This window comes from Rummeliibacillus sp. NPDC094406 (genome assembly GCF_044763875.1).
GTDB lineage: Bacteria > Bacillota > Bacilli > Bacillales_A > Planococcaceae > Rummeliibacillus.
This window is the reverse complement of the sequence record NZ_JBIWGZ010000001.1, coordinates 862076-885151: the sequence shown is the minus strand read 5'-3', so window position 1 is coordinate 885151 and position 23076 is coordinate 862076. Positions and strand designations below refer to the sequence as shown.

The 23076-nt window shown below is 33.4% G+C and carries 23 protein-coding genes; 15 read left to right on the top strand and 8 right to left on the bottom strand.

Annotation, left to right across the window (positions count from 1 at the left end; translation table 11 throughout):
* The first annotated feature begins 76 nt into the window (after nucleotides 1-76).
* Nucleotides 77-1267 (top strand): FtsW/RodA/SpoVE family cell cycle protein, encoded by a 1191-nt coding sequence (locus ACIQ4I_RS04250; RefSeq protein WP_403093081.1) that lies wholly within the window; start codon nucleotides 77-79, stop codon nucleotides 1265-1267.
* A gap of 390 nt (nucleotides 1268-1657) precedes the next feature.
* Nucleotides 1658-2149 carry a DUF1572 family protein gene (locus tag ACIQ4I_RS04245; RefSeq protein WP_403093078.1) on the top strand — a complete coding sequence of 164 codons (492 nt, stop codon included), beginning with the start codon at nucleotides 1658-1660 and terminating at the stop codon, nucleotides 2147-2149.
* A gap of 37 nt (nucleotides 2150-2186) precedes the next feature.
* On the opposite strand, the gene ACIQ4I_RS04240 is transcribed toward ACIQ4I_RS04245, so the two are convergent.
* Nucleotides 2187-3356, bottom strand: coding sequence for a cation:proton antiporter (locus ACIQ4I_RS04240; RefSeq protein WP_403093076.1), 1170 nt, complete (start codon nucleotides 3354-3356; stop codon nucleotides 2187-2189).
* Nucleotides 3357-4134: 778 nt separating this feature from the next.
* Between ACIQ4I_RS04240 and ACIQ4I_RS04235 the strand changes: the two genes are divergently transcribed.
* Entirely contained in the window at nucleotides 4135-4284 is a 150-nt protein-coding gene (locus tag ACIQ4I_RS04235) for a hypothetical protein (protein WP_403093074.1), read from the top strand.
* A 111-nt stretch (nucleotides 4285-4395) separates the two neighbouring features.
* On the opposite strand, the gene ACIQ4I_RS04230 is transcribed toward ACIQ4I_RS04235, so the two are convergent.
* Nucleotides 4396-4716 carry an AzlD domain-containing protein gene (locus ACIQ4I_RS04230; RefSeq protein ID WP_403093071.1) on the bottom strand — a complete coding sequence of 107 codons (321 nt, stop codon included), beginning with the start codon at nucleotides 4714-4716 and terminating at the stop codon, nucleotides 4396-4398.
* Complete coding sequence (locus ACIQ4I_RS04225) at nucleotides 4713-5444, bottom strand: AzlC family ABC transporter permease (RefSeq protein WP_403093069.1); 732 nt, start codon at nucleotides 5442-5444, stop codon at nucleotides 4713-4715. The genes ACIQ4I_RS04230 and ACIQ4I_RS04225 overlap by 4 nt, the downstream gene beginning before the upstream one ends.
* A gap of 371 nt (nucleotides 5445-5815) precedes the next feature.
* On the opposite strand from ACIQ4I_RS04225, the gene ACIQ4I_RS04220 reads away from it, so the two are divergent.
* Nucleotides 5816-6175 carry a DUF3139 domain-containing protein gene (locus ACIQ4I_RS04220; RefSeq protein WP_403093067.1) on the top strand — a complete coding sequence of 120 codons (360 nt, stop codon included), beginning with the start codon at nucleotides 5816-5818 and terminating at the stop codon, nucleotides 6173-6175.
* A gap of 556 nt (nucleotides 6176-6731) precedes the next feature.
* Here the strand turns inward: ACIQ4I_RS04220 and ACIQ4I_RS04215 are convergent.
* The gene (locus tag ACIQ4I_RS04215) at nucleotides 6732-7541 is read right to left on the bottom strand and encodes a glycerophosphodiester phosphodiesterase (protein ID WP_403093065.1); all 810 of its coding nucleotides are present in this window, start codon (nucleotides 7539-7541) and stop codon (nucleotides 6732-6734) included.
* 861 nt (nucleotides 7542-8402) lie between these two features.
* Between ACIQ4I_RS04215 and ACIQ4I_RS04210 the strand changes: the two genes are divergently transcribed.
* Nucleotides 8403-8807 carry a hypothetical protein gene (locus ACIQ4I_RS04210; protein ID WP_403093063.1) on the top strand — a complete coding sequence of 135 codons (405 nt, stop codon included), beginning with the start codon at nucleotides 8403-8405 and terminating at the stop codon, nucleotides 8805-8807.
* 354 nt (nucleotides 8808-9161) lie between these two features.
* Here the strand turns inward: ACIQ4I_RS04210 and ACIQ4I_RS04205 are convergent, their stop codons facing one another.
* The 3 genes from ACIQ4I_RS04205 to ACIQ4I_RS04195 are packed head-to-tail and all read right to left on the bottom strand — an operon-like array spanning nucleotide 9162 to nucleotide 10366.
* Complete coding sequence (locus ACIQ4I_RS04205; RefSeq protein WP_403093061.1) at nucleotides 9162-9380, bottom strand: helix-turn-helix domain-containing protein; 219 nt, start codon at nucleotides 9378-9380, stop codon at nucleotides 9162-9164.
* Nucleotides 9381-9390: 10 nt separating this feature from the next.
* Entirely contained in the window at nucleotides 9391-9870 is a 480-nt protein-coding gene (locus ACIQ4I_RS04200) for a DUF2975 domain-containing protein (RefSeq protein ID WP_403093059.1), read from the bottom strand.
* A gap of 10 nt (nucleotides 9871-9880) precedes the next feature.
* Entirely contained in the window at nucleotides 9881-10366 is a 486-nt protein-coding gene (locus ACIQ4I_RS04195) for a DUF2975 domain-containing protein (RefSeq protein WP_403093393.1), read from the bottom strand.
* 759 nt (nucleotides 10367-11125) lie between these two features.
* On the opposite strand from ACIQ4I_RS04195, the gene ACIQ4I_RS04190 reads away from it, so the two are divergent.
* From ACIQ4I_RS04190 to ACIQ4I_RS04150, 9 genes are all read left to right on the top strand, one after another.
* A complete protein-coding gene (locus tag ACIQ4I_RS04190) occupies nucleotides 11126-11644 on the top strand; it encodes an SH3 domain-containing protein (RefSeq protein WP_403093057.1) in 519 nt (172 codons plus the stop codon).
* 385 nt (nucleotides 11645-12029) lie between these two features.
* Complete coding sequence (locus ACIQ4I_RS04185; RefSeq protein WP_403093054.1) at nucleotides 12030-12245, top strand: hypothetical protein; 216 nt, start codon at nucleotides 12030-12032, stop codon at nucleotides 12243-12245.
* A gap of 396 nt (nucleotides 12246-12641) precedes the next feature.
* Nucleotides 12642-14099, top strand: a complete 1458-nt coding sequence (locus tag ACIQ4I_RS04180) for an MFS transporter (protein ID WP_403093051.1) — start codon at nucleotides 12642-12644, stop codon at nucleotides 14097-14099.
* Nucleotides 14100-14657: 558 nt separating this feature from the next.
* Nucleotides 14658-16031: a sigma-54 interaction domain-containing protein gene (locus tag ACIQ4I_RS04175; RefSeq protein WP_403093049.1), complete on the top strand. Its 1374-nt coding sequence runs from the start codon at nucleotides 14658-14660 to the stop codon at nucleotides 16029-16031.
* A 120-nt stretch (nucleotides 16032-16151) separates the two neighbouring features.
* Entirely contained in the window at nucleotides 16152-17144 is a 993-nt protein-coding gene (speB, locus tag ACIQ4I_RS04170; protein WP_403093046.1) for an agmatinase, read from the top strand.
* A 38-nt stretch (nucleotides 17145-17182) separates the two neighbouring features.
* Nucleotides 17183-18577, top strand: coding sequence for a purine-cytosine permease family protein (locus ACIQ4I_RS04165; protein WP_403093043.1), 1395 nt, complete (start codon nucleotides 17183-17185; stop codon nucleotides 18575-18577).
* A 540-nt stretch (nucleotides 18578-19117) separates the two neighbouring features.
* Nucleotides 19118-19771: a hypothetical protein gene (locus ACIQ4I_RS04160; RefSeq protein ID WP_403093040.1), complete on the top strand. Its 654-nt coding sequence runs from the start codon at nucleotides 19118-19120 to the stop codon at nucleotides 19769-19771.
* A gap of 310 nt (nucleotides 19772-20081) precedes the next feature.
* Complete coding sequence (locus tag ACIQ4I_RS04155; RefSeq protein WP_403093037.1) at nucleotides 20082-20588, top strand: RNA polymerase sigma factor; 507 nt, start codon at nucleotides 20082-20084, stop codon at nucleotides 20586-20588.
* On the top strand, nucleotides 20575-21594 hold the full coding sequence (locus ACIQ4I_RS04150; protein WP_403093035.1) for an anti sigma factor C-terminal domain-containing protein: 1020 nt from the start codon (nucleotides 20575-20577) through the stop codon (nucleotides 21592-21594). Before ACIQ4I_RS04155 ends, ACIQ4I_RS04150 begins: the two co-directional genes overlap by 14 nt.
* Before the next feature lie 243 nt (nucleotides 21595-21837).
* Here the strand turns inward: ACIQ4I_RS04150 and ACIQ4I_RS04145 are convergent, their stop codons facing one another.
* The gene (locus ACIQ4I_RS04145) at nucleotides 21838-21999 is read right to left on the bottom strand and encodes a DUF4177 domain-containing protein (protein WP_403093033.1); all 162 of its coding nucleotides are present in this window, start codon (nucleotides 21997-21999) and stop codon (nucleotides 21838-21840) included.
* On the opposite strand from ACIQ4I_RS04145, the gene ACIQ4I_RS04140 reads away from it, so the two are divergent.
* Nucleotides 21924-22886 carry a helix-turn-helix domain-containing protein gene (locus ACIQ4I_RS04140; RefSeq protein ID WP_403093030.1) on the top strand — a complete coding sequence of 321 codons (963 nt, stop codon included), beginning with the start codon at nucleotides 21924-21926 and terminating at the stop codon, nucleotides 22884-22886. The genes ACIQ4I_RS04145 and ACIQ4I_RS04140 overlap by 76 nt on opposite strands.
* Nucleotides 22887-23076 lie beyond the last annotated feature (190 nt).

Below are 23076 nucleotides of genomic sequence, written 5' to 3'. Positions count from 1 at the left end.
AGTTTTATTTAAAACTTTCTTTTTTTACGCAACAATTTAATAATTGGTTCGTCTACCTAATTATGGATGTGATAAGATGAAATTTGGAAAAATAGATGCAAATATTATGGGTCTTATCCTTTTGTTTGCAATTATTAGTTGTTTATTTATATACTCGAGCAGCTCTGTATTCAATCAATATTCCGGAGCATTTATATGGAAACAATTAATATTTTATTTAATAGGCATTGCATTGATGTATTTGATTTCGCGAATGGATCTCAGTCAACTAAAGAAGATTGCTTGGCCATTTTATTGGGTTGTCATTTTTTTATTAGTTGTTTTAATAGTTGCTCCCGAAAGTATTGCGAGACCAATAAATGAAGCAAAATGTTGGTATCAAATTCCGTTTATAGGAACTTTTCAACCTTCCGAGTTTTTAAAATTTGCATTGATCCTAGTTGTTAGTTTGACCATTACAGAGCATCATAGAAAATGGCGAAATCAAACAATTGGTTCAGATTTATGGCTTTTATTGAAGATTGCAGGAATTACGTTACCTCCAATGCTTATTGTTTATAAACAGCCCGATACAGGTATGATTATGTTGTATGCTGCATTACTCGTTGCTATGATATTATTTTCCGGTATACATAGGAGCATTCTATTTGTTTTAACCATCATTCCTTCAGTAATGGTGACAGCATTAATTATTATCTATATTAATTTCCAAAGCTTTTTCAATAATCAAATATTAGGTAGTCTATCATCACATCAAATTTCTCGAATCAATGGGTGGTTAAAGCCTTTTGAATATGGTGATTCATCTTTTCAAACGAGAAAAGGCATATTAGCAATTGGATCAGGGTTAAAGACGGGAAAAGGTTATCTCGGTAATGATGTTTATATCCCTGAAAAACACACGGATTTTATCTTTGCTGCAATTGCTGAAGAAATGGGTTTTGTTGGGGGGGCTGCGATAGTAATACTCTTCTTTTTCCTAATTTATCGTATTGTCATCATAACTATAAATGCAGATCAACATTTAACAACATTAATGGGAGTAGGAATTATCGGTTTATTGTCATTTCAAATTTTCCAAAATATCGGTATGACAATGGGATTGTTACCAGTTACTGGCGTTACATTACCATTCCTAAGCTATGGGGGAAGCTCGTTATTATCGAATTTTATGTTATTAGGAATCGTGTTAGTTATAAAAAACTCTTATGATGGATATATGTTTAAAACTAGATACGGGGATGTAAGCTATGAATTCAAAAATTAACAGTAGAATGCGTTTCTTATTTATTATTTTTACGATTTTGTTAGTTATTTTAATGGTAAGATTAGGCACAATCATGTTATAAAAAGTAAGACCATTAGAATCAATTTCAGAATGTAAAGTTAATATAAAAGATATGAATATTTAATTGTATCCAATCTTGTAATTGTGGAGCGAAAGACGGCGACTCCTACGGGAAAAGCTTGAGCTGAAAGCCCCGCAGGAACGTAGTGACGAGGAGATTGAAGCCAAGCCCGTGGAAAGCGCCGTCTGTAGCGGAGCATACAAATCTCAGTATTAAAAAGTAAATGTGTTAAAATGTTCGTATTTAAAAACAAATAAAGGATATATAAAATTGCTTCATATAATTAAATAAAGAAAGAAGTTGACGATATGATTGAAAAGTTATTTAAAGAATCTATTTTGCAACGTTTTACTGAAGTTAAAAATCAAGGGGATGGTACAATTTCACAATTATCAATTGAAGAAATGCAATGGATTCCAAATTCAGAATCGAATAGTATTGCCATTTTAATGAAACATATTTGTGGAAATATCAATTCAAGAAGTACTGATTTTCTTACAACCGATGGTGAGAAGATATCAAGAAATAGGGATGATGAATTTGTAGATGACTCCGATTCAAAAGAAGATCTTATAGCGTCTTGGGATAAATCATGGAATTTGTTATTTCAAACGATCGATCAGTTATCACTTGAAGATTTCGAAAAAAATGTGCGATTAAAAGGTAAAGAAATATCAGTTGTTGAGGCACTGCATAGACAATTAGCACATTATGCAACGCATGTTGGGCAAGTAATGTATATTGGTAAACTGATTAAAAAAGAACAATGGAAAACATTAAGTATACCGAAAAAAGCATAAAGAAAAGCTCGTTTCCATTCGTGGAAACGAGCCTTTTTTAATGAACTGCATGTGTAGCGTGTTGGTCTTTTTTGTTAATACATATTTTTAGTAATGGCGGTGTGATAACCGTTGTGAAGACAACCGCAATGATCATTGGGGTGTAATATTCTTGAGAGAATAATCCAGCATTGTAACCTATGGATGAAGTAATTAATGCAACTTCCCCTCGAGATACCATTGCTGTACCAATTAATGTGGAAGATAGCATATTAAATCCTGTGATTTTCGCACCAAATCCTGCGCCAATAACTTTCGTAAGAACTGACACTACACATAAAATGATGATCAACCAAATATGATCTCCGATTCCTTTAAACGTGACGGATAGACCGATACTTGTAAAGAATACTGGAATAAAAATCACACTAACTGAAGGTAATAGTTTGTCTTCGAATTGTTCGCGATGTTTATCACTTGCAAGAGATAGACCCGCAAAGAATGCACCGATAATATTACTGATTCCCATAAACTCAGCGAAATAAGCATATGAAAAGCAAAGAACCACAGCAAATACCATTGAAAGATCAGGGATTTTAAATTTATCAATTGTTTTTGAAATAGCAGGGACAATCTTCCAGTTACAAATAACTATAACTGCAAAGAAAGCCACTTGTTTCATCAACACCATTGGTATCGAAGTATCCCCACCTACAGTAATACTCATAACAATTGCAAGTAAGATTAAACCAATAATATCATCTGCAATTGCAGCGCCAAGGACAGTTGCGCTTTCTCGAGTATTCATCTGACCAAGTTCGCGGAATGTTTGAACAGAGATACTAACAGAAGTAGCTGTTAAAACGATCCCTAAAAACAATGAATGAGATGGATCCATTCCAAATCCAATTCCTACTAAATATCCTCCTATAAGAGGAAGAACCACACCAAATGAGGCAACAGTTAATGCTGACTTTAAATTTGATGTTAAATCTTTAAGATTGGTTTCAAGACCCGCAAAGAACATAAGGAAGATTACCCCAAGTTCACTAAAGGTATGTATTAAATCATCTTTACCGTTACTTTCTACAAGCCCCAAAATAGCAGGACCGATTATAATCCCTACTATAATTTCACCTAGAACACTAGGTTGTCCAAATTTTGTAGCTATATATCCGGCAATTTTAGTTGCTAAGATGATAATAACTAGCTGAATAAGTAACTCCATAAGTAAGCCCTCCAATAGCACAAAAGAAAAAAGTTTAAACATTCTAACAATTCAGAATCCTATAATACCATTTATTATATATATAATTATGGACACTGACCCTTTTCTCTAAACAGTATGTTTCTATGATAACACATTTTTTATGTGATAGTTACATTAAACTACTAAATATTATAGTAATAGAAGTTTTTTTACAAAAAATCTTTGGAATGACCAGTTATTATATATTTGAATCAATTTGGCAAGTCCTCGAAAATGCATTCGCATTTCCTTCGTGCGATGTTAATTCAGGGAGGTGCATATATAGTCCTACGGGAATGAGAGGACACTGAAGTAAAATAGATGTAAATTTATGATAAAAATCTGGTATAGCTATCTTAGTTGAAGTGGAATTAGCGGAGAGTCCTCGAAAATGCATTCGCATTTTCTTCGTGCGATGTTAATTCAGTGAAGTTCATTCAATGTCCTGTGGGAAAACGAGCTAGACGAGACCCCGCAGCGAGATTTTCTCTGCGACGAAGCTCGTCAGTTCGCCCACGGAAAGCGGAGCTAATTCCACTTCGTTCAATAGCAGATAGTTTATTAAGAAAATATTTGTATTGTTTAACTAGAAAAGCATTAATGAAATTGACTCATATATAATTAAATTTTGGAATATTTTTTAGATTGGATATAAAAAGAAAACAATTTATAGAATAATCTGCATACAATACATGGAAAACCATTTCAAATCATTTTCTCAATCATTCTTCTGTCCAGATGTACAGGGGGGGTCTAGATGAAGTTTGGAAATAAGAAACAAATTCAAAAGCTTTATCGAGAACAAATTCGCAATAAAAGAGAGAAAGAAATAAGCTTCATCGAAATGATTTTCATGACTCTTATGGTTGCTATTCTGATTTTCATAAACCATTTTTACATGGGATAAGAGATAAAAGGGGCTAATTCATAAGTTTTACCACTTATGAACTAGCCCCTCTTCTATAAAAAAAATTTATACTTAGAGTTTTAACTCAGATAAGAAATTACTCAAGCATTCTTATAAAAGATACCGAATAGCAGCCATTGAAATGACACCTACCACTACAGTAGTTGATAAACTTTTGGTCCATATTGCAACAATTAGAGTAGGTATAAATGCGGCAAAAACTGGCCAATCGAGTGATACGAATGATTGATCTGTATTCAGTAAATTCTCAACAACTAAAGCACTTAAAATACAAATAGGTATAAATGACAACCATTTTAGTAAGATATCCGGCAATTTTACGTTACGAACAAAGATAAACGGAATGATTCTAGGAAACCATGTCACAAGCGCACAACCAACAATAATCCAAATAATCGTATTCGTACTCATCGATCAATCACCACCCCGACGGTAGCTACAACAACTGTTGAGATAAGTACTGCTAAATGCGAGGGCATAAAGTAAGAAAAGACATACATACATAAGGCAATTAATCCGATTAGCAATAAATTCTTTGCAAGCTTTGATTTACCAACACTTTGAAGTTGTAGTACAAGCAATGCAACAAACATTGCTGTCAGTGCAAAGTCGAGACCCCATTTTTCAGGATTTGCAACCCATTTGCCTAAAAAAGCCCCAGCAATACATGAAGCAATCCAGACTAAATAAGCAGTTATGTTTAATCCATCCATCCATTTTCCACTTAACTTTTTCGTTTGCATTAATTTTGTCACCGCTACCCCAAATGTCTCATCAGTAAGTAACGTACCGAAACCAATATTTCTCAATAAAGAATACTTTGTGAAGTGTGGTGCCAGCGTAAGACTCATCAAAAAATGGCGCAGATTCACTATGAATATCGTTAAGATGATTGCTGATGGCGGGCTGTTCGTAATGATTAACGCACAAAAAATAAACTGAGCAGAACCAGCATAAACTAGCACTGTTAGAAGAGCAATTTCAAACAAGCTTAATCCAGATGCCGAACCAACAACGCCAAATGCTAAACCTATACTTATGTATCCTAATAATGTCGGTATACAATCTTTAATACCTTGAAGGAACGAATCATCCTCATGGAACCTAACTTGATCGACAGTTTCCGTGGGCGTATTCAAATAAATCACCTCTTGCAAAATTATATTCTAATAAGAATACACTAATATTAATAGAATTTACAGTACTTTCAGATAAGTAGAGAGAAAACTATTATTTTTTGAGTTTTACTTACAGGCAAATAAAATATTTCAAATCATCAATCGATAATTGATTAACATAATATATTTTAAATTCTGTTAGGAGATATAAATAAAGGGGGATTGATGAAAACTTAATAATTACATGTGGAAGGAAATTTAAAATTCATGTTTAAATATTTTTTATTAACAAAAAATGAAATAACAAATATTTAATCCTTTGATTAAAATCAATACACAATTTAATCCAAGTCATGTGATTTAAAACTCTTTTTAAGTTGGAAGGTGGACAGATGGCGTTTAGAAGAAGCAGAATTATCATAACAGCTATTGTCCTATTAATCGTAATCGCAACCCCAATTTATTTCCATTATGAAAAAATAGGAAAATACGAAGATACATTAGATTATTTAATGAACGATCGAGAGTATTACGAAAGTGATATGGAAAGTATTACTGTTAAACACACACTCTCTGGAATTTGGTTACCTTATAAGAATGAATGGATTGTACAAGTCGTCTTTAACGATGAACCAAAGGCCAAATATTTCTACAATGTAATTGATGGGAGAGTCATTCAAATAAGTTGGTCAGGCAGTACCGAAAATAATATTTATATGCATTCTGAAAGTGTGGAATGTATCCCGCAATAATGATTATAGGGAAGGTAACAATTGCCTTCCTTTTTTAGCTATTTTTAAGGGATGTACGAATTTATAGTGAATACGAACGTTAATGTCTGTATATGTAATCTTATCGACTAAAGTGTGAAGTACTTCAGGTGACAATTCCTTATCGAGGAGTCGATTGAGGAGGTTATTTGGAACATCGTATGCGGTAAAAGTCGCACTTACGGTGTGAGGTGGGGGAAAAGTTGGAGATAACCTCAAAGGCTTACTTATCACTATAAGATTGAAATGATAATCTCTAAAAATAAGATAATAATAGGAAAAAATTTCGATATTTTTTTATACAAGGGGATAAACTCTAATTGGCAATTAATGAAATGATCCATACTATCGGATTTTATTTAGATAAAGCTGTCTGAGAATTACTTCAAATGGGGGGTTGATGAAAAGTACAGTGTTATCCGTGTTTTAAATATCAAAAATCTCGCCAATTCACAATCGACTGACGAGATTTTATATTTTTCTTAATGTCCCATTACGTAGGACACTTTTATTAAATTCATATATTCCAGCAATGATATTAAGGTATAATCACGTCTGTTTCAATCAATCGTGGATGAATACTTTTCGCTTTTTCATATGCTTCAGCAGAGTTAACTGAGTATACATGCAGTTTTAGGCCTGCTTTTTTAATTTCTTTGGCAGTTTCTTTATCTACATTTTTAATTGAAGTTGAGTAAATAGCGTTATCATATTGTTTTAATTCTTCAATATCAGCTTCTACATTGTTCAATGCATTTCCAAGGAATGTAACAGTTGCTTCTGGGTACCATTCGTTAAATTGATTTCGAATATCATCATTACTTAGTACAAAGAATGAATGATTTAATACTTTGGCTTCTTCAGCTTCTTCCATAATATCGTCCACGAATTCCTTATCATGCCAGTCGCCTTTTGAACCATCAAAATTAATACCAATATTGTATTTATAAGCTTCCTCTAACACTTCCTCAAGTGTTGGTACTTTATAATCCGTTACATTTCCCTCTTTATCTTCGATATCAAAACTTTGAATTTGGTCTAATGTTAAATCTTTTACCTTACCAGAGCCTGTAGTAGTACGGTCGATCGTTGTATCATGCATTAATATGTATTGACCGTCCTTTGTTTTTTGGACATCAATTTCAACAAAGCCATATCCTAATAGTCCAGCCTGAGTTATCGCTTCTAATGTGTTTTCAGGAGCGGCCACTTGTGCACCACGGTGAGCACTTAACTCCGTTTTGCTGCTTTGTAACCAGTTATCATTCGGCGCTGCACTTGCAGCACTTCCAAACACAGATGTTGCCAACATAAATGGCACAGCCAACGAAAGGATGCTTTTCTTCACGGTTCTCCACTTCCTATTCTTTAATATTTGCTACGCTTTAACAATACATAATCAGTGTTAATAGAACATTAATCTGTTGTTAATTTTTGGGAAATTATTGTTATTTACTTTTAAAAACACTGCAAGTCACATTGACTATGTGTTTCAATCTACTATTGACTTGTACGTTGAAAAGACTATCTCTTCACGGGTGCATGATCGATTTATTTGGTTCTTGTTAAACGGAACTTTCTCTCAATAAAAAGAATATAGTATCTTCTACAATTGGACGCGATTGTTGAAGGTTATCGGTAGAAAATATTCAAGGTTATACCAAAACTGAATTTACCTTTTTAATGGAAAGTGCAATTGCGGGAAGCTATAAAAGTACCACCGTTATAAAACAACTGAATGACACAAATTAATCCCGTAAACTTCACCAAAACTTCGTGTGTTGTCACAAACTACGCACATTTAGATTTAATAGAATTGCATTTACTTTAATGGAACCGTCTGTTGTGTCTAACTTTTAGGGGTCACTTCATAGAGGGATGTTGCCTTCTTTTTAGGGGAATGTCTTATACAAGAGATACAATGCAAATTAAGAAAATGGATATTTTACAATAAGGCTCTGTTAAGTGTTACAACAAAGTATTTGCAGCATTATTTAGCATATTTTAATTTCCTAGATACGCTCTCTTTTGATTCAGATAATCAAAGTGTTAGAAAGTATGCTGTTGAAAATTACTTTTATCCTACCCAAGAAATAAATGAAACAATTCGTTTAAGAAAAGTTCTATAATAAGAAGGATGGATTTTACAATTATAGAATAATAATGTTAACGGGTTTGGTAGATATTAATTAAAATGGAGGCGATACTTATGAGGTTATTCATTGCAGGAGTTCTGTCATTTATTGTTGGAATTATGTCTTATATTCTAACCTTGAAACTTGTTTGGAATGAATCACTGGGTGGAGATACTTATGCCGTTTTATATTGGGGTGGATTTGCTTTTTTTGTAATTGCTTTTCCAATATATTTGTTAACAATCAAATTTATTGATTTTATTTCGTTTAAACATAAATACATCTTTTATCCGTTAAGTTGTATGCTTATCTTTTTTGTACCTACGTCTTTTATTACGATTAGTCTAGGTGGAACTTTTAATATTTTTTCCGCAGAAGCAATACTTTTCCATTCATTTTTCTTATCAGCAGGGTTAGTCTTTGGTTTAACAATTTGGATTTTACGCAGAAAAAAAGGTCTGGTAAACATTTTAAAATGAGATTTATAGGAATAGAAGAACTAAAAGAAGAAGTAATGATTCATTCGGATTTTGAAGTATCGATTGCGCATAATTTTAGATAAGTCGTTTTTATATTTTAAGGAGTTATGGATGTTTAATGTTGGTTGGTCACAGGTTAAAATCTTATGATGCGAACATTTAAACTTTCATTAATTTTCATATTATTTCTAGCAACTTTCTTCTCCATAACTCCAAAAGATAATGCTAAAGCTGCTAATACATTTAGTGGCATATTAAGCTCTTAGGTAATGACAAAAAAAGTATATACGGGGATAAAATATGGATCCCTTAAATTCTTTATCAACTCCCGATATATAAATTTGTTGTCTGTTATTATTGTGTGTCTTCGTCACTTTTGTATTCCAAAACATCACCTGGCTGACACTCCAAAGTCTTACATATCGCTTCTAATGTTGAAAAACGAACCGCTTTTGCTTTCCCATTTTTCAGAATAGAAAGATTCGCCATAGTAATTCCAACCCTCTCCGAAAGCTCGGTTACGCTCATTTTTCGTTTTGCTAACATCACATCAATATTAATAATAATTGCCATATCCTCCACCTCAGACCGTCAAATCATTTTCTGATTTTATGTTAATCGCTTCTTGTAGCAGCCGTTGGAGGATAGCAGCAAAAACGGCGATAACCAACGAAGTGAAAATGATGATGATTCCCATTAATCCAATTGGAGGGTCAACTTTCTTTGCTATAAAATGGAAGAGTGGCAAACCTAATACATACAAACCACTAATTGTAATCGCACAGCACTTTATGTTCTTTAACGCCTTTACAGATAATTCCGAGAACGCTTTGTTCTCGTCAATGTACCGTAAAAGATTGAGAGTCTGATAGAGAGCAAAGTAAAAAGGCACAGCTGCACCATACATCACGATGAAAACGAGATATTTCATTGGGGCAATATTTGGATACAATTTTGCTGCGAAATTCGCCATATGGGGAACTAAAAATATACATAAAGCAAGAACCGGTAGTCCTATAATAAAAACAGCAATTTTTAAAAACAATGTTGTGACTTCTCTCAAAATAAACACCTCACATTTTTATTTCATTTTTTTCTAGGCAATTTTTAATTAGTTTTTGAAGAACACTTACAAAAGTTGCAATGGTACTTGTCACTAAAATACCCATTAGACTTAGTGATATTGGACCTGCTGCATCGTCACCTGTAACTTTAGCAAGTATCATTAAGCTTACTATCCCTAACACAATGAAGAAAATGACTGCAAAAGTACATTTCTTTATAACCTTCAAAGATTTAAGGGATAACTCAGAGAAAGCATTGTTCCTTTCGATATAGGTTAATAGTTTAAATGTTTGATACAACACAACAGAAAACGTAATAAAGAATCCGTATGCGCATATTAAAAAGGGGATTAGGAAGTAAGCCGTATCTGGATGTACCCTTGCATCTCTAACGGCTATCCCAGGCAACCAATAGATACAAAAAGCAAGCACTGCAATTCCAGCAAAAAAAACAATTACCTTTAAGAAAGTGGTTGAACCTCGTTTAACATTTATTAAAAACACCTCACATATTTAATGACAACATGATTTTAACACGCTATTTATCGTTTCACAATAAATTCATATTGTTTTTTATTATATTATTATTGTTATTGAAATATCCTTTTAATTTTGACATAAATAAAAAGCATTTCTCATTACAAAGAAATGCTCTTACTTTAAAATGTTAAATTTACAACTTGATCAACAAAACTTTCAAGTAAAACTTCCAAGTATTTTAATTGAAATAGGAATCGAGGGCTATATAATTAAACCCACCAATATCCTACTGTAATAGAACCGTTCGTCTATTGTCTATAAACCACGCCAACATCTATTTTTGCCAGATATACACCACAAGTGTGGAGTGTATCCCGCAAAATAATGATTATAAGGAAGGCAGCAAATGTGGAAAGGTGATAGTGGAACAGCTTATAGTGGGAGAGTGAATTGGAAATACATTGAGGTAAAAATTATATAAAAAATGATACGACTCATTTGTAATGGAGTTATGTAGATGATTTAGAGCTTACTCATTTTGATATAGAAGTGTATGACCAGACCTTCGTAAATGGGTAAAAGCAGCTGGCCGTAATGGGATAGTTGCAAAGTAACCCAAAATCGGTTGTAACTCTTAATAAGATAAATTAAAATGCACCACTTATTGGGTTCACTTCTGTTTGACTAAATGTAGTGCATTTTTTAATGATAGTTTGTAAATATAAAAGAATTGATATAAAATTCTAATATATTAAAAAGTTGGGAGTTTTAGTAATGAAAAGAATTATTTCTTCTCTTATCGCTATTGGCATTATCATTACATTAATATTTTCTAATAATATAAACAGCCAAGCTGCAAGTTATGACAAAGCATATGCTTCTAAAAATCTTACAGTAAAAACATCACCAGGTACATCATATAAGACGTTGGGGAAAATTAAGTTAGGCACATCGGTTAAAGTATATGCAGGTGTTCCAATCGGTAAAGATCAAGAAAATTGGTATTCTTATCAACAATATGGTTGGTCTAAAATTAAGTATGGTAAGAAGTATGGTTGGGTAAAAACACATGAACTTACGTTTACTAATCCTTATAGTTGGGTACCAGGAGTAAAATCGAAAACCATTAAAGACATTAAGAAAAACCAGAATGTATCTAATAAAGATAAAACGAAATTAGTGAAATCTAAGTATGAAACAAATTTTTATATTATGTATATCCAATTTGATGGTAAGGGAAAATGGTATCCATTTGAGAACATAAACTGTAAAACAGGTTGGTATCATGGTTAATTGAAGGGATAGGTGAAAACCTATTCCTTTTTAGTCTTTAAAGACTAGAGATATTTGAGAATCAATGCTAAAGGATATTGAAAAACGTGGTCTGGATCAGATATTTTGTTTGGGAGATTTGGATGGGAAGGGTCCGCGTGGTTCAGAATGTATTGAACTTATTAGAAAGTATTGGGATGGAGACGCTCGGAATTAAAAATATTAAATGAAATTGACAATGAATATCATTTTCAATTATTATGAAGTAGTCACATTTAATTGGAGATAATTTTTGTGAAAAAATCTACTTTTTTATTAATGTAATAGATTTTCATTAAAGTGACACTTTCAAGAATTATCACTGATTTTTTTATGAATTTAAACGTAGGAAGGAATAAAATAAATAATGAACTGGAAAAAAGGCGGGTTATGGATTGTTATTTTTTTCATTGTAAAAGGTACGATTTCTACACTTTTAATTGTTACAGGTGCTAAATATTTTAATTTATCATATATGCAAATTTTAGTACTAATACTGATCTTATTCCTGATTTCTCTAACAGGTCGTAAACTTCTTTATAGACATAAACAAACCAAAAAGAAAAAAGAGGTAAATATATAATAAAGCCCTAGAGACCTTTGGATTTCTAGGGTTTTACTTATTCAATATTCTATTACATATTAAATAAAATTGAATCAATAATACTTAAAATCTATTAGTAAAACTAAACTTTTATTTAAGATTATTTTTCTCTTTGAAGGGCTTGTAATTATACTAAATATTTGTCGCTCTATGCTAATTAGTTGACATAATACATCCAATCTGAATATACTTAGAGTGTAAAAATTTTTACTCCACATTAAAAACCTCAGGTAATCAATACGTCGACAACAAAATAATTTGGGCTTTTAAAAGATTAAATTGTTGTTTTTTCCGCTATTTTATTATCCAACAATGTTTTTCAAATCTTTTGCAGTCCTCGAAAATAGCAAACCATTAAAGGAGCTGTTCTAGAGTATGCAACAAAACAATTTAGAAATTGAACCTCAAGATATTAATATAGTAAGTTCAAAGAAAGCACGAAAGGCTGTAGTCGCCACAAGTATCGGTAATGCAATGGAATGGTTTGACTTTGGTCTTTATGCATATTTAGCTGTTATTTTAAGTCAGCAATTCTTCGCTGGCGTTGATAACAGTGGACTTCAACTAGTCTTAACATTCGGTACATTTGCTGCCGCCTTCTTAGTACGCCCTCTTGGCGGTATATTCTTTGCTAAAATTGGTGATAAACACGGTCGAAAAATAGTGTTAAGTACAACTATTATTTTGATGGCTGTTTCAACTTTATTAATTGGTTTACTGCCAACGTACCAACAAATTGGCGTTTGGGCACCAATTCTATTATTGGCTGCTCGTATGATTCAAGGTTTCTCAACAGGCGGTGAATATTCAGGTGCGATGGTTTATATCGCTGAATCTTCTCCCGACAAGAAACGCGGTACACTTGGTAGTGGTTTAGAAATTGGTACATTAGCTGGTTTCATTGCCGCTTCTGCTTTAGTAACGATTTTAACTTTTGCATTATCTGATGCACAAATGCACGCTTGGGGCTGGCGTATTCCATTCCTAATCGCTGCACCAATTGGTCTTGTTGGTCTATATTTACGTCGCCATTTAGATGAATCTCCTGTTTTTGAAGAAATGGAACAGGCGCAACAAGAAGGTGAGGAAGAACCACTTACATTTAAAGAAATCTTAAAACATTATAAAAAAGATTTACTTTTAAGTGTTGTGATCGTAGCGTTCTTTAATATTACAAACTATATGGTATTGTCGTACATGCCATCTTACTTAACAGAAGTATTAGGTGTAGATGATACAACAAGCTTAATTATTCTACTAATTGTTATGACACTAATGATTCCGTTAGCGTTGTTTGCTGGTCGTCTTTCTGACAAATATGGTAACAAGCGGATTGTTCAATTGGGCTTAATTGGTTTAACATTCTTGTCAATTCCAGCCTTTATGTTAATTGGGAATGGACATGTTGGTTTTATTTTTGCTGGTGTCTTCTTACTTGGTTTCTTATTAAGTTTCTATGAAGGGACACTACCTTCTCTATTACCAAGTCTGTTCTTTTCAGACGTTCGTTATCGTGCCTTAGCTTTAACATTTAATGTTTCTGTTTCAATTTTCGGTGGTACAACACCACTTGTAGCTTCTTATTTGGTACACATCACAGGCGACCCACTTGCACCAGCTTATTATTTAGCTGCTATAAGTGTTATCGGTTTAATCGTCTTTAGTCTATTATTCGTTCAAACTTCAGGTCGTGCTTTAAAAGGTTCGTACCCTACAGTCGAAACGAAAAAAGAAGTTCGTGAAGTCATGAAACAAGATCCAGAAGAAGCTCTTTGGTGGCACGAAGAGTTACCGATGTTAAAAGAATCTTCTCAAACAAAAGAATCAATGTGATTTTTTATATAAATGCATCAATTTCATAATGCAAAATCAATATAAAATATAAGAACATTTAATTTTATCCGATTTTGTTCCTTGTGAAGCGAAAGACGGCGACTCCTACGGGAAAAGCTTGAGCTGAAAGCCCCGCAGGAACATAGTGACGAGGAGATTGAAGTCAAGCCCGTGGAAAGCGCCGTCTGTAGCGAACATTCAAATCTGAAGTTTGAAAATAAATTATATAGAGTGAAATAGAAAGAGCGCTCCTTTTGCTTTTGAATTTGGTTTGACAGCCATTTTCTATTAATGCGAAAGGAGCGCTTAACTTATACTGCAACAAATTTATAATCTAATATGTTAAAACCTCCTATTCGATAGGAATAGCTTACATATTTCTTCAAAATAAGTTTTCATGCCTAATAAGATTAAAATCGACGAAAACAAGCTGATTTCGTTGATTTTTTTATAGATATCCGGATTATTTATGTAATTATATCAAAATAATAATCTGAATAATTTGAATATTTAATCAAATTTGACTATGATTATATCAAAAATGACTAGGTGATGAATATGAAGGGAACTTTGAATGATTCAATTCTTTTAAATTATGTATTAGCGCATTCGTTTGATGAAATATTTATAGCAAATGCATCAGGAATGGTTCTATATACGAGTCAATCTACTGAAAAAGTGTTTGGTATTCCTTGTGATCAAATTGTCCATCATAATATTTTCGATTTAGAAAAGAAGGGAATATTTTCGCCATCCGTCATTGCTAATGTCCTGCGTACCAAGAAAAAAGATACTTTCATCCAGGAAACGAAGCATGGCAGGAAACTCATTATTTCTGGTTATCCCATTTATGATTCTTCAGGCGAATTGACAGGGGCAATGAGTGTTTCCAGGGACGTTACAGAATTTGAATACCTAAAAAAAGAAAATGAGCAGGTGGCCAAAGCACTGCAATCCTATCAAAAGGAAATCGCCGAATTAAAGAAGCAATCGGTAAATACCTTCTTACTAAGGAACAGAAAAATGGAAAAGGTTTTTGATGTCGCGTCCAGGGTGGCAAAACTGGGCGTTACTGTGCTATTGGATGGGGAATCAGGAGTTGGCAAAAACCATATTGCACAAATGATTCATCAAATGTCAGACAGAGAAAAAAATCCTTTTATTGAGGTGAATTGTGGGGCAATCCCAGAATCTCTATTTGAGTCAGAGCTTTTTGGATACGAAGAAGGTGCCTTTACCGGATCGAAGAAAGGTGGCAAAAAAGGTTATTTTGAGGCAGCTGGGGAAGGGACTTTGTTCCTCGATGAAATTGGCGAACTGCCTATGAATCTTCAAGTTAAATTACTCTCCGTTCTGCAAAATCAAACGTTAATGAGACTAGGGGGAAGAAAAAAAATTGAGGTGAAATGCAGAATCATTTGCGCGACGAATCAAAACCTAGAGAACTTAATCAAAGAGAGAAAATTTCGAGAAGATTTATATTATCGGATCAATGTCGTAAAAATTGAGATTCCACCACTTAGGGAGCGGAAGGAAGAAATTATTCCTCTAATATACGAGATAACAGAAGAGATGAACCGTAAATATAGAATGACTAAGTATTTCACACCGAGAATGATTGCATGGCTTAATCAACAAAGCTGGCCAGGCAATGTTAGAGAATTGAGAAACTATATTGAAAAAAAAGTGATCACTTCAAGCAGTAATGAAATTGAATTTGAGGAAGAAGACGAAGGGGATGGTAATGTCATGAGCTTGAATTCAAAAGAATTACTGCTAGACGATTATATCGAAACTTTAGAAAAGGAATATATTAATAGAATGTTTCAGAAATATCCCAGTAGCATTAAGCTTGCTGAAAAATTAGGAATTAGTCAGTCTACTGCCAATCGGAAAATTAGAAAATATGTTCAAAAGGGTAGTCATTATTGACTATAATTTTTCTACTAGTTGTAATAGATACTTGGCAAACTCATTGCTAATCACTCTCTTAAGTGTTTGGCATGAAAGTTGCAATAAAATTTAGCAGAAAACTTAAAGGGGGCAATTTACATGAATAAACAAGATGACAAGCAGTTTTTAAACTTACCTTTTACGGGAATCTGCACATTTGGTAAATATCCCGTTTGTTCCGATTTAGAGCAACTTGATGCCGATGTAGCGGTTATTGGGGTTCCAAATGATATGGGTACCCAGTGGAAATCGGGTGCAAGGATGGGACCAAGAGGAATTCGTGAAGGCTCAACTCTTTATAGCTTTGGGTTAAACGGTGCCTACGATATTGAAAAAGATATTATGTACCTGGGACCAAAATGGAAAGTTGTGGATTGTGGTGATGTTGATATGGTTCATGGTGACATTATGCAGTGTCATGAAAATACTGAAGAAGCAGTTAGAAAAATCGTCTCAAAAGGTGCCATGCCCGTTGTGTTAGGTGGCGATCACTCGATTACAATTCCTGTTGGAAAGGCCTTAGAAGAGTTAGGGCCTTTTCATGTAATACAAATTGATGCTCATTTAGATTGGGCGGACCATCGTTCTGGGCAGCGATATGGACACGGTAGCTGTATCCGTAGGCTATCAGAAATGGATCATGTTCAAAAAATTTTTCAGTTTGGTATCCGAGGAATTAGTAGTAGCTTAAAAGAAGACGTGGATGCAGCTCGTGAATATGGAAGTGTCATCTTATCTCCTAGGAAAATGAGAAAAATGGGATTTGAGAATGTTTTGGAGTTGCTTCCAAAAGGCGAAAAATATTATATCACCATTGATATTGATGGTTTAGACCCTTCTGTCGCACCTGGAACGGGTACCCCTTCGCCAGGTGGGTTTATTTACGATGAAGTCAATGAATTGCTTGAAGGAATTGCGGAAAGAGGAAATGTCATTGGTTTTGATTTAGTTGAGGTAGCCCCTCCTTATGATTCTTCAGGAATGACTGGTCAAGTAGGAGCAAGGCTGGCATTGGATTTGCTCAGTTTTGTTTTAAAGGAAAAAGAAATCAAAGAGGAAAATAAGACGAAAAAGGAAGCGGTTCATAAGTAAAACTCATTGCTTCAAATAAAAAAAACGGAGGTATGTAGATGAAAATAGAGACCAGAAGCATTGAGTATATTCCTGCTAATGAACGTCATGGTAAAGCAAAGGGCTTGTTTCACGTTTGGTTTGCAGCCAATATGCATTTGACCACGCTTGTAACAGGGGCACTTTGTGTCAGCTTTGGGTTAAATCTATTTTGGAGTGTGGTAGCCATTATCGTTGGCAATTTACTAGGAGCTATTTTTATGGCTTCACATTCTGCACAAGGACCAAAGCTTGGCATCCCTCAAATGATTCAAAGTCGTGCACAATTTGGAGTGATAGGAGCCGTCATTCCGTTACTCCTAGTTATCTTTATGTATTTAGGTTTTTTTGCAAGCAGTGGATTGTTAGGGGCACAAGTTCTGAGTAGTACCTTAGATCTAGACTTAACCTGGAGCATAATTATCCTTAACATAATCACATTTATTGTGACCATGATTGGTCATGATCTGATTCATAAAATGCAGAAATACTTATCATGGTTCTTTTTCATCGTTTTTCTTATTGCAACCATTATTATTATTCAATTGCCTGTTCCGGAAGGAAGTTGGTCTCCTACACATATTGATATTCCGGCATTTTTGCTGAGTGTTAGTGTTGTTGCAACATGGCAGCTGTCATTTGCCCCCTATGTTGCAGACTATTCAAGATATCTTCCAGTAGATACGCCTTCAGCTCAAACCTTTTGGTATACTTATGCTGGGGCTGTTTTAGGAACTGTTTGGATGATGCTTCTAGGTGTTATTTTAGCAACAGCCATTCCTGGATATCTAAATAATTCAGGAGATCATTTAGCCCATCAGTTTGGCAATTTTGCCCTTATTATGTTTATCGCTATCTTTTTGGGGCAGCTCTCGATTAATGTATTTAATTTATATGGCTCATTTATGTCTACGGTTTCTACAATTGAACCGTTTTCCAAATTGAAATTCACCCCTAAAGTAAGAATGTTCTTTGTCTTAGGAATTACCATCATCGGTACGCTATTGACGATATTGGGAAAAGGAAACTTTTTAAGTAACTTTACTAACTTTATATTATTTATCAGCTATTTTTTAATCCCATGGACGGCTATTAACTTAGTAGATTTCTACTTACTTCGTCATGGAGAATATAGTATTAAAGATATTTTTGATTTAAACGGAAAATACGGAAAAGTTAATATGATCACCACAATGACCTTTGTCGTATCCATTCTCGCGGAAATTCCGTTCATCAATACATCGCTCTATATGGGGCCGATTGCTAAAGCACTGGGGGGAGCAGATCTTGCTTGGATCTTGGGGTTGGCCGTGCCATCCTTCATGTATTATGGGTTGATGAAGCGAAAGTTGAGATTAGGGGAGACGGTTGAGATTTCTATCAATCATAGTAATGATAAGACGGCATCTAACTAATTTAATATTTGGATAAAGGGTAAGAAGCGGGGATATAAAGTCCCTGCTTTTTATCTTTTTTCAAAGAAAATGTAAGTCATATATTAATCAAACACTGTTAATCCTACTTATTCGCATCTTTTTGTAATGTTTGCTTAGTACCATAGACAAAAGGTTTGTTTCCTCAGCCTCACGCGCATTCTATTTATTAAACTAATCCCTAACGTTCCAACTCTCTGCCATACTAACAATCCCAGGCTTCATAGATGAAAATAAAAAGAGCGCTCCTTTCGTTTTTGAATTTGGTTTATAACCATTTTCTATTAATGCGTAAGGTGCGCTTAACTTATACTATTTTATAGTTATAGATTACATATTTCTTCATAAAACTTGTATTATATAGGTTGGAAGGGCGTTAGTGATTTAAAGTGAGGTAAAGAGAATACTAAATAAGTGTCGAGCAATTACAGTGTAAGTTGCAGTTGAAATGGTCTCATAATGATTGTTAATGCGAAGCACTTAAGATTAAAAGATTATAAGATCAAGAAGGATGTGCTACATATGATAGATAATAAAAAGATGTTCTATACTGCAATTATTATTTTTGTTGCAGTATTAATATTGAACTTGCCAATTCCAAACGAAGGTCCTTTAGGTGAGACTGTTGCATCAGATTTGAACATTCCTGTTCGCTCTACAAATGGAATCTTATATGTGGGAATTACTTCATTAACCTTATTGTTGGCAGGTTTATTTTTCCTTAACAATTCGTTGAATAAATATCATGTTCGTGCAACATTGATTGCAATTATGGTCGTCAATTTTGCACCATCAATGATAGTCAGTTCATATCAAAAAACATTTGCAACAGGTATTTACGCAGTATCTTATGAAAGTGGATCAAGTAGTTGTAATTTCAATATGATCAATAAAAAAACTTTACATGGAGAATGTAAGCTTCCGTTTAAAAATTATAGTAGTACTGATATCAAATTCAGTATTGAGTTTTATGATAAATATGATGGGGGAGTACCAATGGTAACACTTATGAACAACAATGGTCCTTATGAAGTAGAGTTAAAAGGGAATCAGAGAAAAACTGAGAATATTGAGACGAATATAGATGTATCAAAGATAAAGAATCACATATATGGTGGTAATGCGATGGGAGTAAATATTATCCTGAAATCAGGAAAGAAAATGCGAAAATTATAATTTTGTGTGATAGAGAAAATCCAATATGATGAAATAGATTAATTGTAAAAGGCTTAGAGAAATTTCTACTCTAAGTCTTTTACTTTTAAAAGTTATTAAAGTTCTTTATTAAAAACAGCAATATTTACCTTAACTTTAAAGTAGTTAACTTGTAGAACCATGGAATCGCATTGAATTATATGCGGTTTTTCGGTTTTTTTTATTTAAGAAGAAAATTTTTCAAAAGTTGTATACTTTTTTACATTAGAATTGTTATATAGGTGAGTGATCGCTAATTATAAAAAATGGATATCCAAAAGTTGGTGAAGTTTTGAAATATGAATGGGAACAATTACTTCTTGAACATGCAAAAATTATCTTCAAATATTTGATTAAAATAGGGGCTGCTAAAGAAGATGCAGAAGATATTACGCAAGAGACGATAATAAAAGCAATTGAATGTCTCCAACAAATTAAAGCAGATAAAATGCGGGCTTGGATGTTTAAGGTGGCGATTCATCGTTATTATTCTCTTTATAACAAAAGTAAATTAGTTGTTAAGCTAGAAGATGATGATTTAGAACTTTTAATGCCTATTCTTGAGCATGTAGAGAGTGATTTATTGACAAAAGAGAAAGCAAAAGAATTGACTGAAGTACTACAGGAACTTCAGCAAACCTACCAACAACTACTCATCCTAAAGTATTATATGGAACTATCATATAAAGAAATTGGTGAGATTCTTGGTGTCAAAGAAACGCATGTGAAGACGTATTTACAACGGGCTCGCAAAAATTTTAAAAAGATTTGGGAGGATAAAGGATATGAGCAAAGATAAAATAGATGATATTTTCGATGTAACGAAAATGGAAAAAACCATTAAAAAAGCAAAGCGACGTGCCAATTGGAAAACAGTATTGATTACGCTTATAGTTCTAATTGTCGTCACAGTTATAGGTATGATTGCAAATAGGGAAATTAATTACCGTTTAGAGATGCCAGTACTAGAATCATCTGATGATTTCCATGAAATATCAGCACCAGATGAATTTATTGGAAAACTTGAACGTTATCAAGAAATATTAGGAGGGGAAAATCATTATACGACTTATAAGATAATTGAAGGGAAAGTCGTTTATACGGGGCAAGAGAAGTACGGATTTGGTCTTTTCCGTGATGAATACTTAAATCGAATATCGACAGAATCACCCAGCATAATTGGTGATAGTTTTGCTGAAGATGATTTACAAAAACAGCACTATAACGAACTAGGCCAACGTGAAATGGTTTTTTTCTATCCTTTTTTACAATATAAAACATATCGTAATGATTTAGCGTCGCTTGATCATATTGGGAAAGAAAAGGTAATGGAAATCGCCCTTTCTTTTGACCGAGGGTATACATTCAAAGAGGTACAGTCATTAATACCAAGTAAAATGACACTTACTTGGCTTTGGGTGGATGACGTCAATGAAGATAAAGATAATTTTAAATTTAAAAAGTTTGATAAAAAAAATGATAAAGTAATCGGAACAGAAAATGCTCTTCGTTCGGAAAAGACTGTCTATGGGGTTTCCTTACTCGATGAAAATGGCGATACAAAAGAAGAACCTGTCCAAAGTTTTATTAGCGCAATAGAATCTGGAAAACAATATAAAACGCGATGGCAAGGGGAATTTAAACGCTTAGATGAGACGTTAAGTGGGAAAGATGGTCAGTTAACAGATGATGATTTACACTACTACGGAGCAGTTGTAACAGGAGACGCTAAAACATTATCCCAATTAAAAGGTCTACCATTTATTAAAGCAACATCAATAGGAGTTATTACAGATAAATACTAAAAATAAGCAAATGAAACTAACGTATTTGGCTTAAACTGGGGCTTGGGAGATATATGGAATACCATTAGAAAATAAGTATTTACAAAGTAAGAATACCCTAGAATAAGTTATTCATTACAACCTAATATTCTTCATTTTATAAATAAAAGGCTTAGAGAAATTTCTACTCTAAGCCTTTTCATTATTGAATTTCTTTTTAAAAGATTAGCTGTGTTTGTAATGCTTGCCCAACAGTCGAGAAAGTTATTGATTGGAAGATGTGTAGCACCAACATTCTAATGCGTGTTCGTTAATAATCGCTTGATAATCTTCTTTTGGTTTGCCAGTTAATGAACCCACTTGCACTTCAACAAACTTATAGTCGTAGATGGAAAGACTTCCAATTCTTAAGTTTTGGTTGTACATATGTCTATACGAATTGGAAGAATATAGGTTTAGCCGGTTGGAATAAAAAAATTTTGCGACTTGTCCCTGTTTGTCCCTTTACTTTCTATTTAATTAATAAAAGAGTAGAAAGCAGGGAGATTATGGCACGTTTTGACTATTTAGCACCTCATGTATCATTTGAATCCGTACAAGAAATGGACGAGCATGTGGAATGTCACATTCGAAGACATTTTTACAATTTAACAGAGTCAGATAAAGTAGTTCTATATAAAATCGCATCACATGCACTTGATTATCCTGGGGCATGTCATTTAAAAGCGAAAACTATTGCCGAAGTGCTAGATATTTCGGTGAGAACGGTTTTTCGAAGTTTAAAGCATTTAGAAGAACTTCAAATTATTCAACGCATTCACACGAAAAAGATGAATGGCATTAAAGGAGCGAACATTATTTCTATTTTAGTTAGTCATGACACATCGAGCGTGTCACATCAAGAAAAAGCTGAAAATGCTTGTGAGAGTAAGGAAGAACCAACAAAAATTCAAAAGGAACCATCTTATTCTCTTAATCAAAAACATCAATATGTAAAACATACATATCCGATCCTAAATTCATCATTAAGAAATCGTATATTCCATCATCTTGCAGCAACTACTGGAAATACAAAAGAGACTAAGAGGTTCGTAGATGTGATTCAAAAGCAATTAAACCCGTTATTAGAATGGGACGTTTGGAAATCACAAAAAAGACAGCTAGAAGACATTAGTTTTGAGACCTTTAAAGACATCATTCAAAAAACAAAAAAATTCCCTATCCAAAATTCATTTGGCTACCTGTATAACAGATTAAGTAAAAAATTGGATGAGTTAATGTTGGATATGATTGAAACTTATGCAACTGAATGAATAGCTGAATGGTAGAGGAATAAGGTTTAAATTATGAAGTCATACATGACTATTATATTTAAGGTTAATGACAACTAAAAGTAATAGTAAAGATTTTGATATATGGTGGAACCTTTTAGCTTTATATTTATATTATTTATATAATTTTACAAAATAAGAGGTTTTTATTTTACTATTTTTACAAAAATAG

Excerpts from the sequence above, each read along its gene's own strand:
- ACIQ4I_RS04250 (WP_403093081.1), top strand. The coding sequence starts at position 77 with ATGAAATTTGGAAAAATAGATGCAAATATTATGGGTCTTATCCTTTTG.
- ACIQ4I_RS04245 (WP_403093078.1), top strand. The coding sequence starts at position 1,658 with ATGATTGAAAAGTTATTTAAAGAATCTATTTTGCAACGTTTTACTGAA.
- ACIQ4I_RS04240 (WP_403093076.1), bottom strand. The coding sequence starts at position 3,356 with ATGGAGTTACTTATTCAGCTAGTTATTATCATCTTAGCAACTAAAATT.
- ACIQ4I_RS04235 (WP_403093074.1), top strand. The coding sequence starts at position 4,135 with ATGAAGTTTGGAAATAAGAAACAAATTCAAAAGCTTTATCGAGAACAA.
- ACIQ4I_RS04230 (WP_403093071.1), bottom strand. The coding sequence starts at position 4,716 with ATGAGTACGAATACGATTATTTGGATTATTGTTGGTTGTGCGCTTGTG.
- ACIQ4I_RS04220 (WP_403093067.1), top strand. The coding sequence starts at position 5,816 with ATGGCGTTTAGAAGAAGCAGAATTATCATAACAGCTATTGTCCTATTA.
- ACIQ4I_RS04210 (WP_403093063.1), top strand. The coding sequence starts at position 8,403 with ATGAGGTTATTCATTGCAGGAGTTCTGTCATTTATTGTTGGAATTATG.
- ACIQ4I_RS04205 (WP_403093061.1), bottom strand. The coding sequence starts at position 9,380 with ATGGCAATTATTATTAATATTGATGTGATGTTAGCAAAACGAAAAATG.
- ACIQ4I_RS04190 (WP_403093057.1), top strand. The coding sequence starts at position 11,126 with ATGAAAAGAATTATTTCTTCTCTTATCGCTATTGGCATTATCATTACA.
- ACIQ4I_RS04185 (WP_403093054.1), top strand. The coding sequence starts at position 12,030 with ATGAACTGGAAAAAAGGCGGGTTATGGATTGTTATTTTTTTCATTGTA.
- ACIQ4I_RS04180 (WP_403093051.1), top strand. The coding sequence starts at position 12,642 with ATGCAACAAAACAATTTAGAAATTGAACCTCAAGATATTAATATAGTA.
- ACIQ4I_RS04175 (WP_403093049.1), top strand. The coding sequence starts at position 14,658 with ATGAAGGGAACTTTGAATGATTCAATTCTTTTAAATTATGTATTAGCG.
- speB (WP_403093046.1), top strand. The coding sequence starts at position 16,152 with ATGAATAAACAAGATGACAAGCAGTTTTTAAACTTACCTTTTACGGGA.
- ACIQ4I_RS04165 (WP_403093043.1), top strand. The coding sequence starts at position 17,183 with ATGAAAATAGAGACCAGAAGCATTGAGTATATTCCTGCTAATGAACGT.
- ACIQ4I_RS04160 (WP_403093040.1), top strand. The coding sequence starts at position 19,118 with ATGATAGATAATAAAAAGATGTTCTATACTGCAATTATTATTTTTGTT.
- ACIQ4I_RS04150 (WP_403093035.1), top strand. The coding sequence starts at position 20,575 with ATGAGCAAAGATAAAATAGATGATATTTTCGATGTAACGAAAATGGAA.
- ACIQ4I_RS04140 (WP_403093030.1), top strand. The coding sequence starts at position 21,924 with ATGAACCCACTTGCACTTCAACAAACTTATAGTCGTAGATGGAAAGAC.
- ACIQ4I_RS04145 (WP_403093033.1), bottom strand. The coding sequence starts at position 21,999 with ATGTACAACCAAAACTTAAGAATTGGAAGTCTTTCCATCTACGACTAT.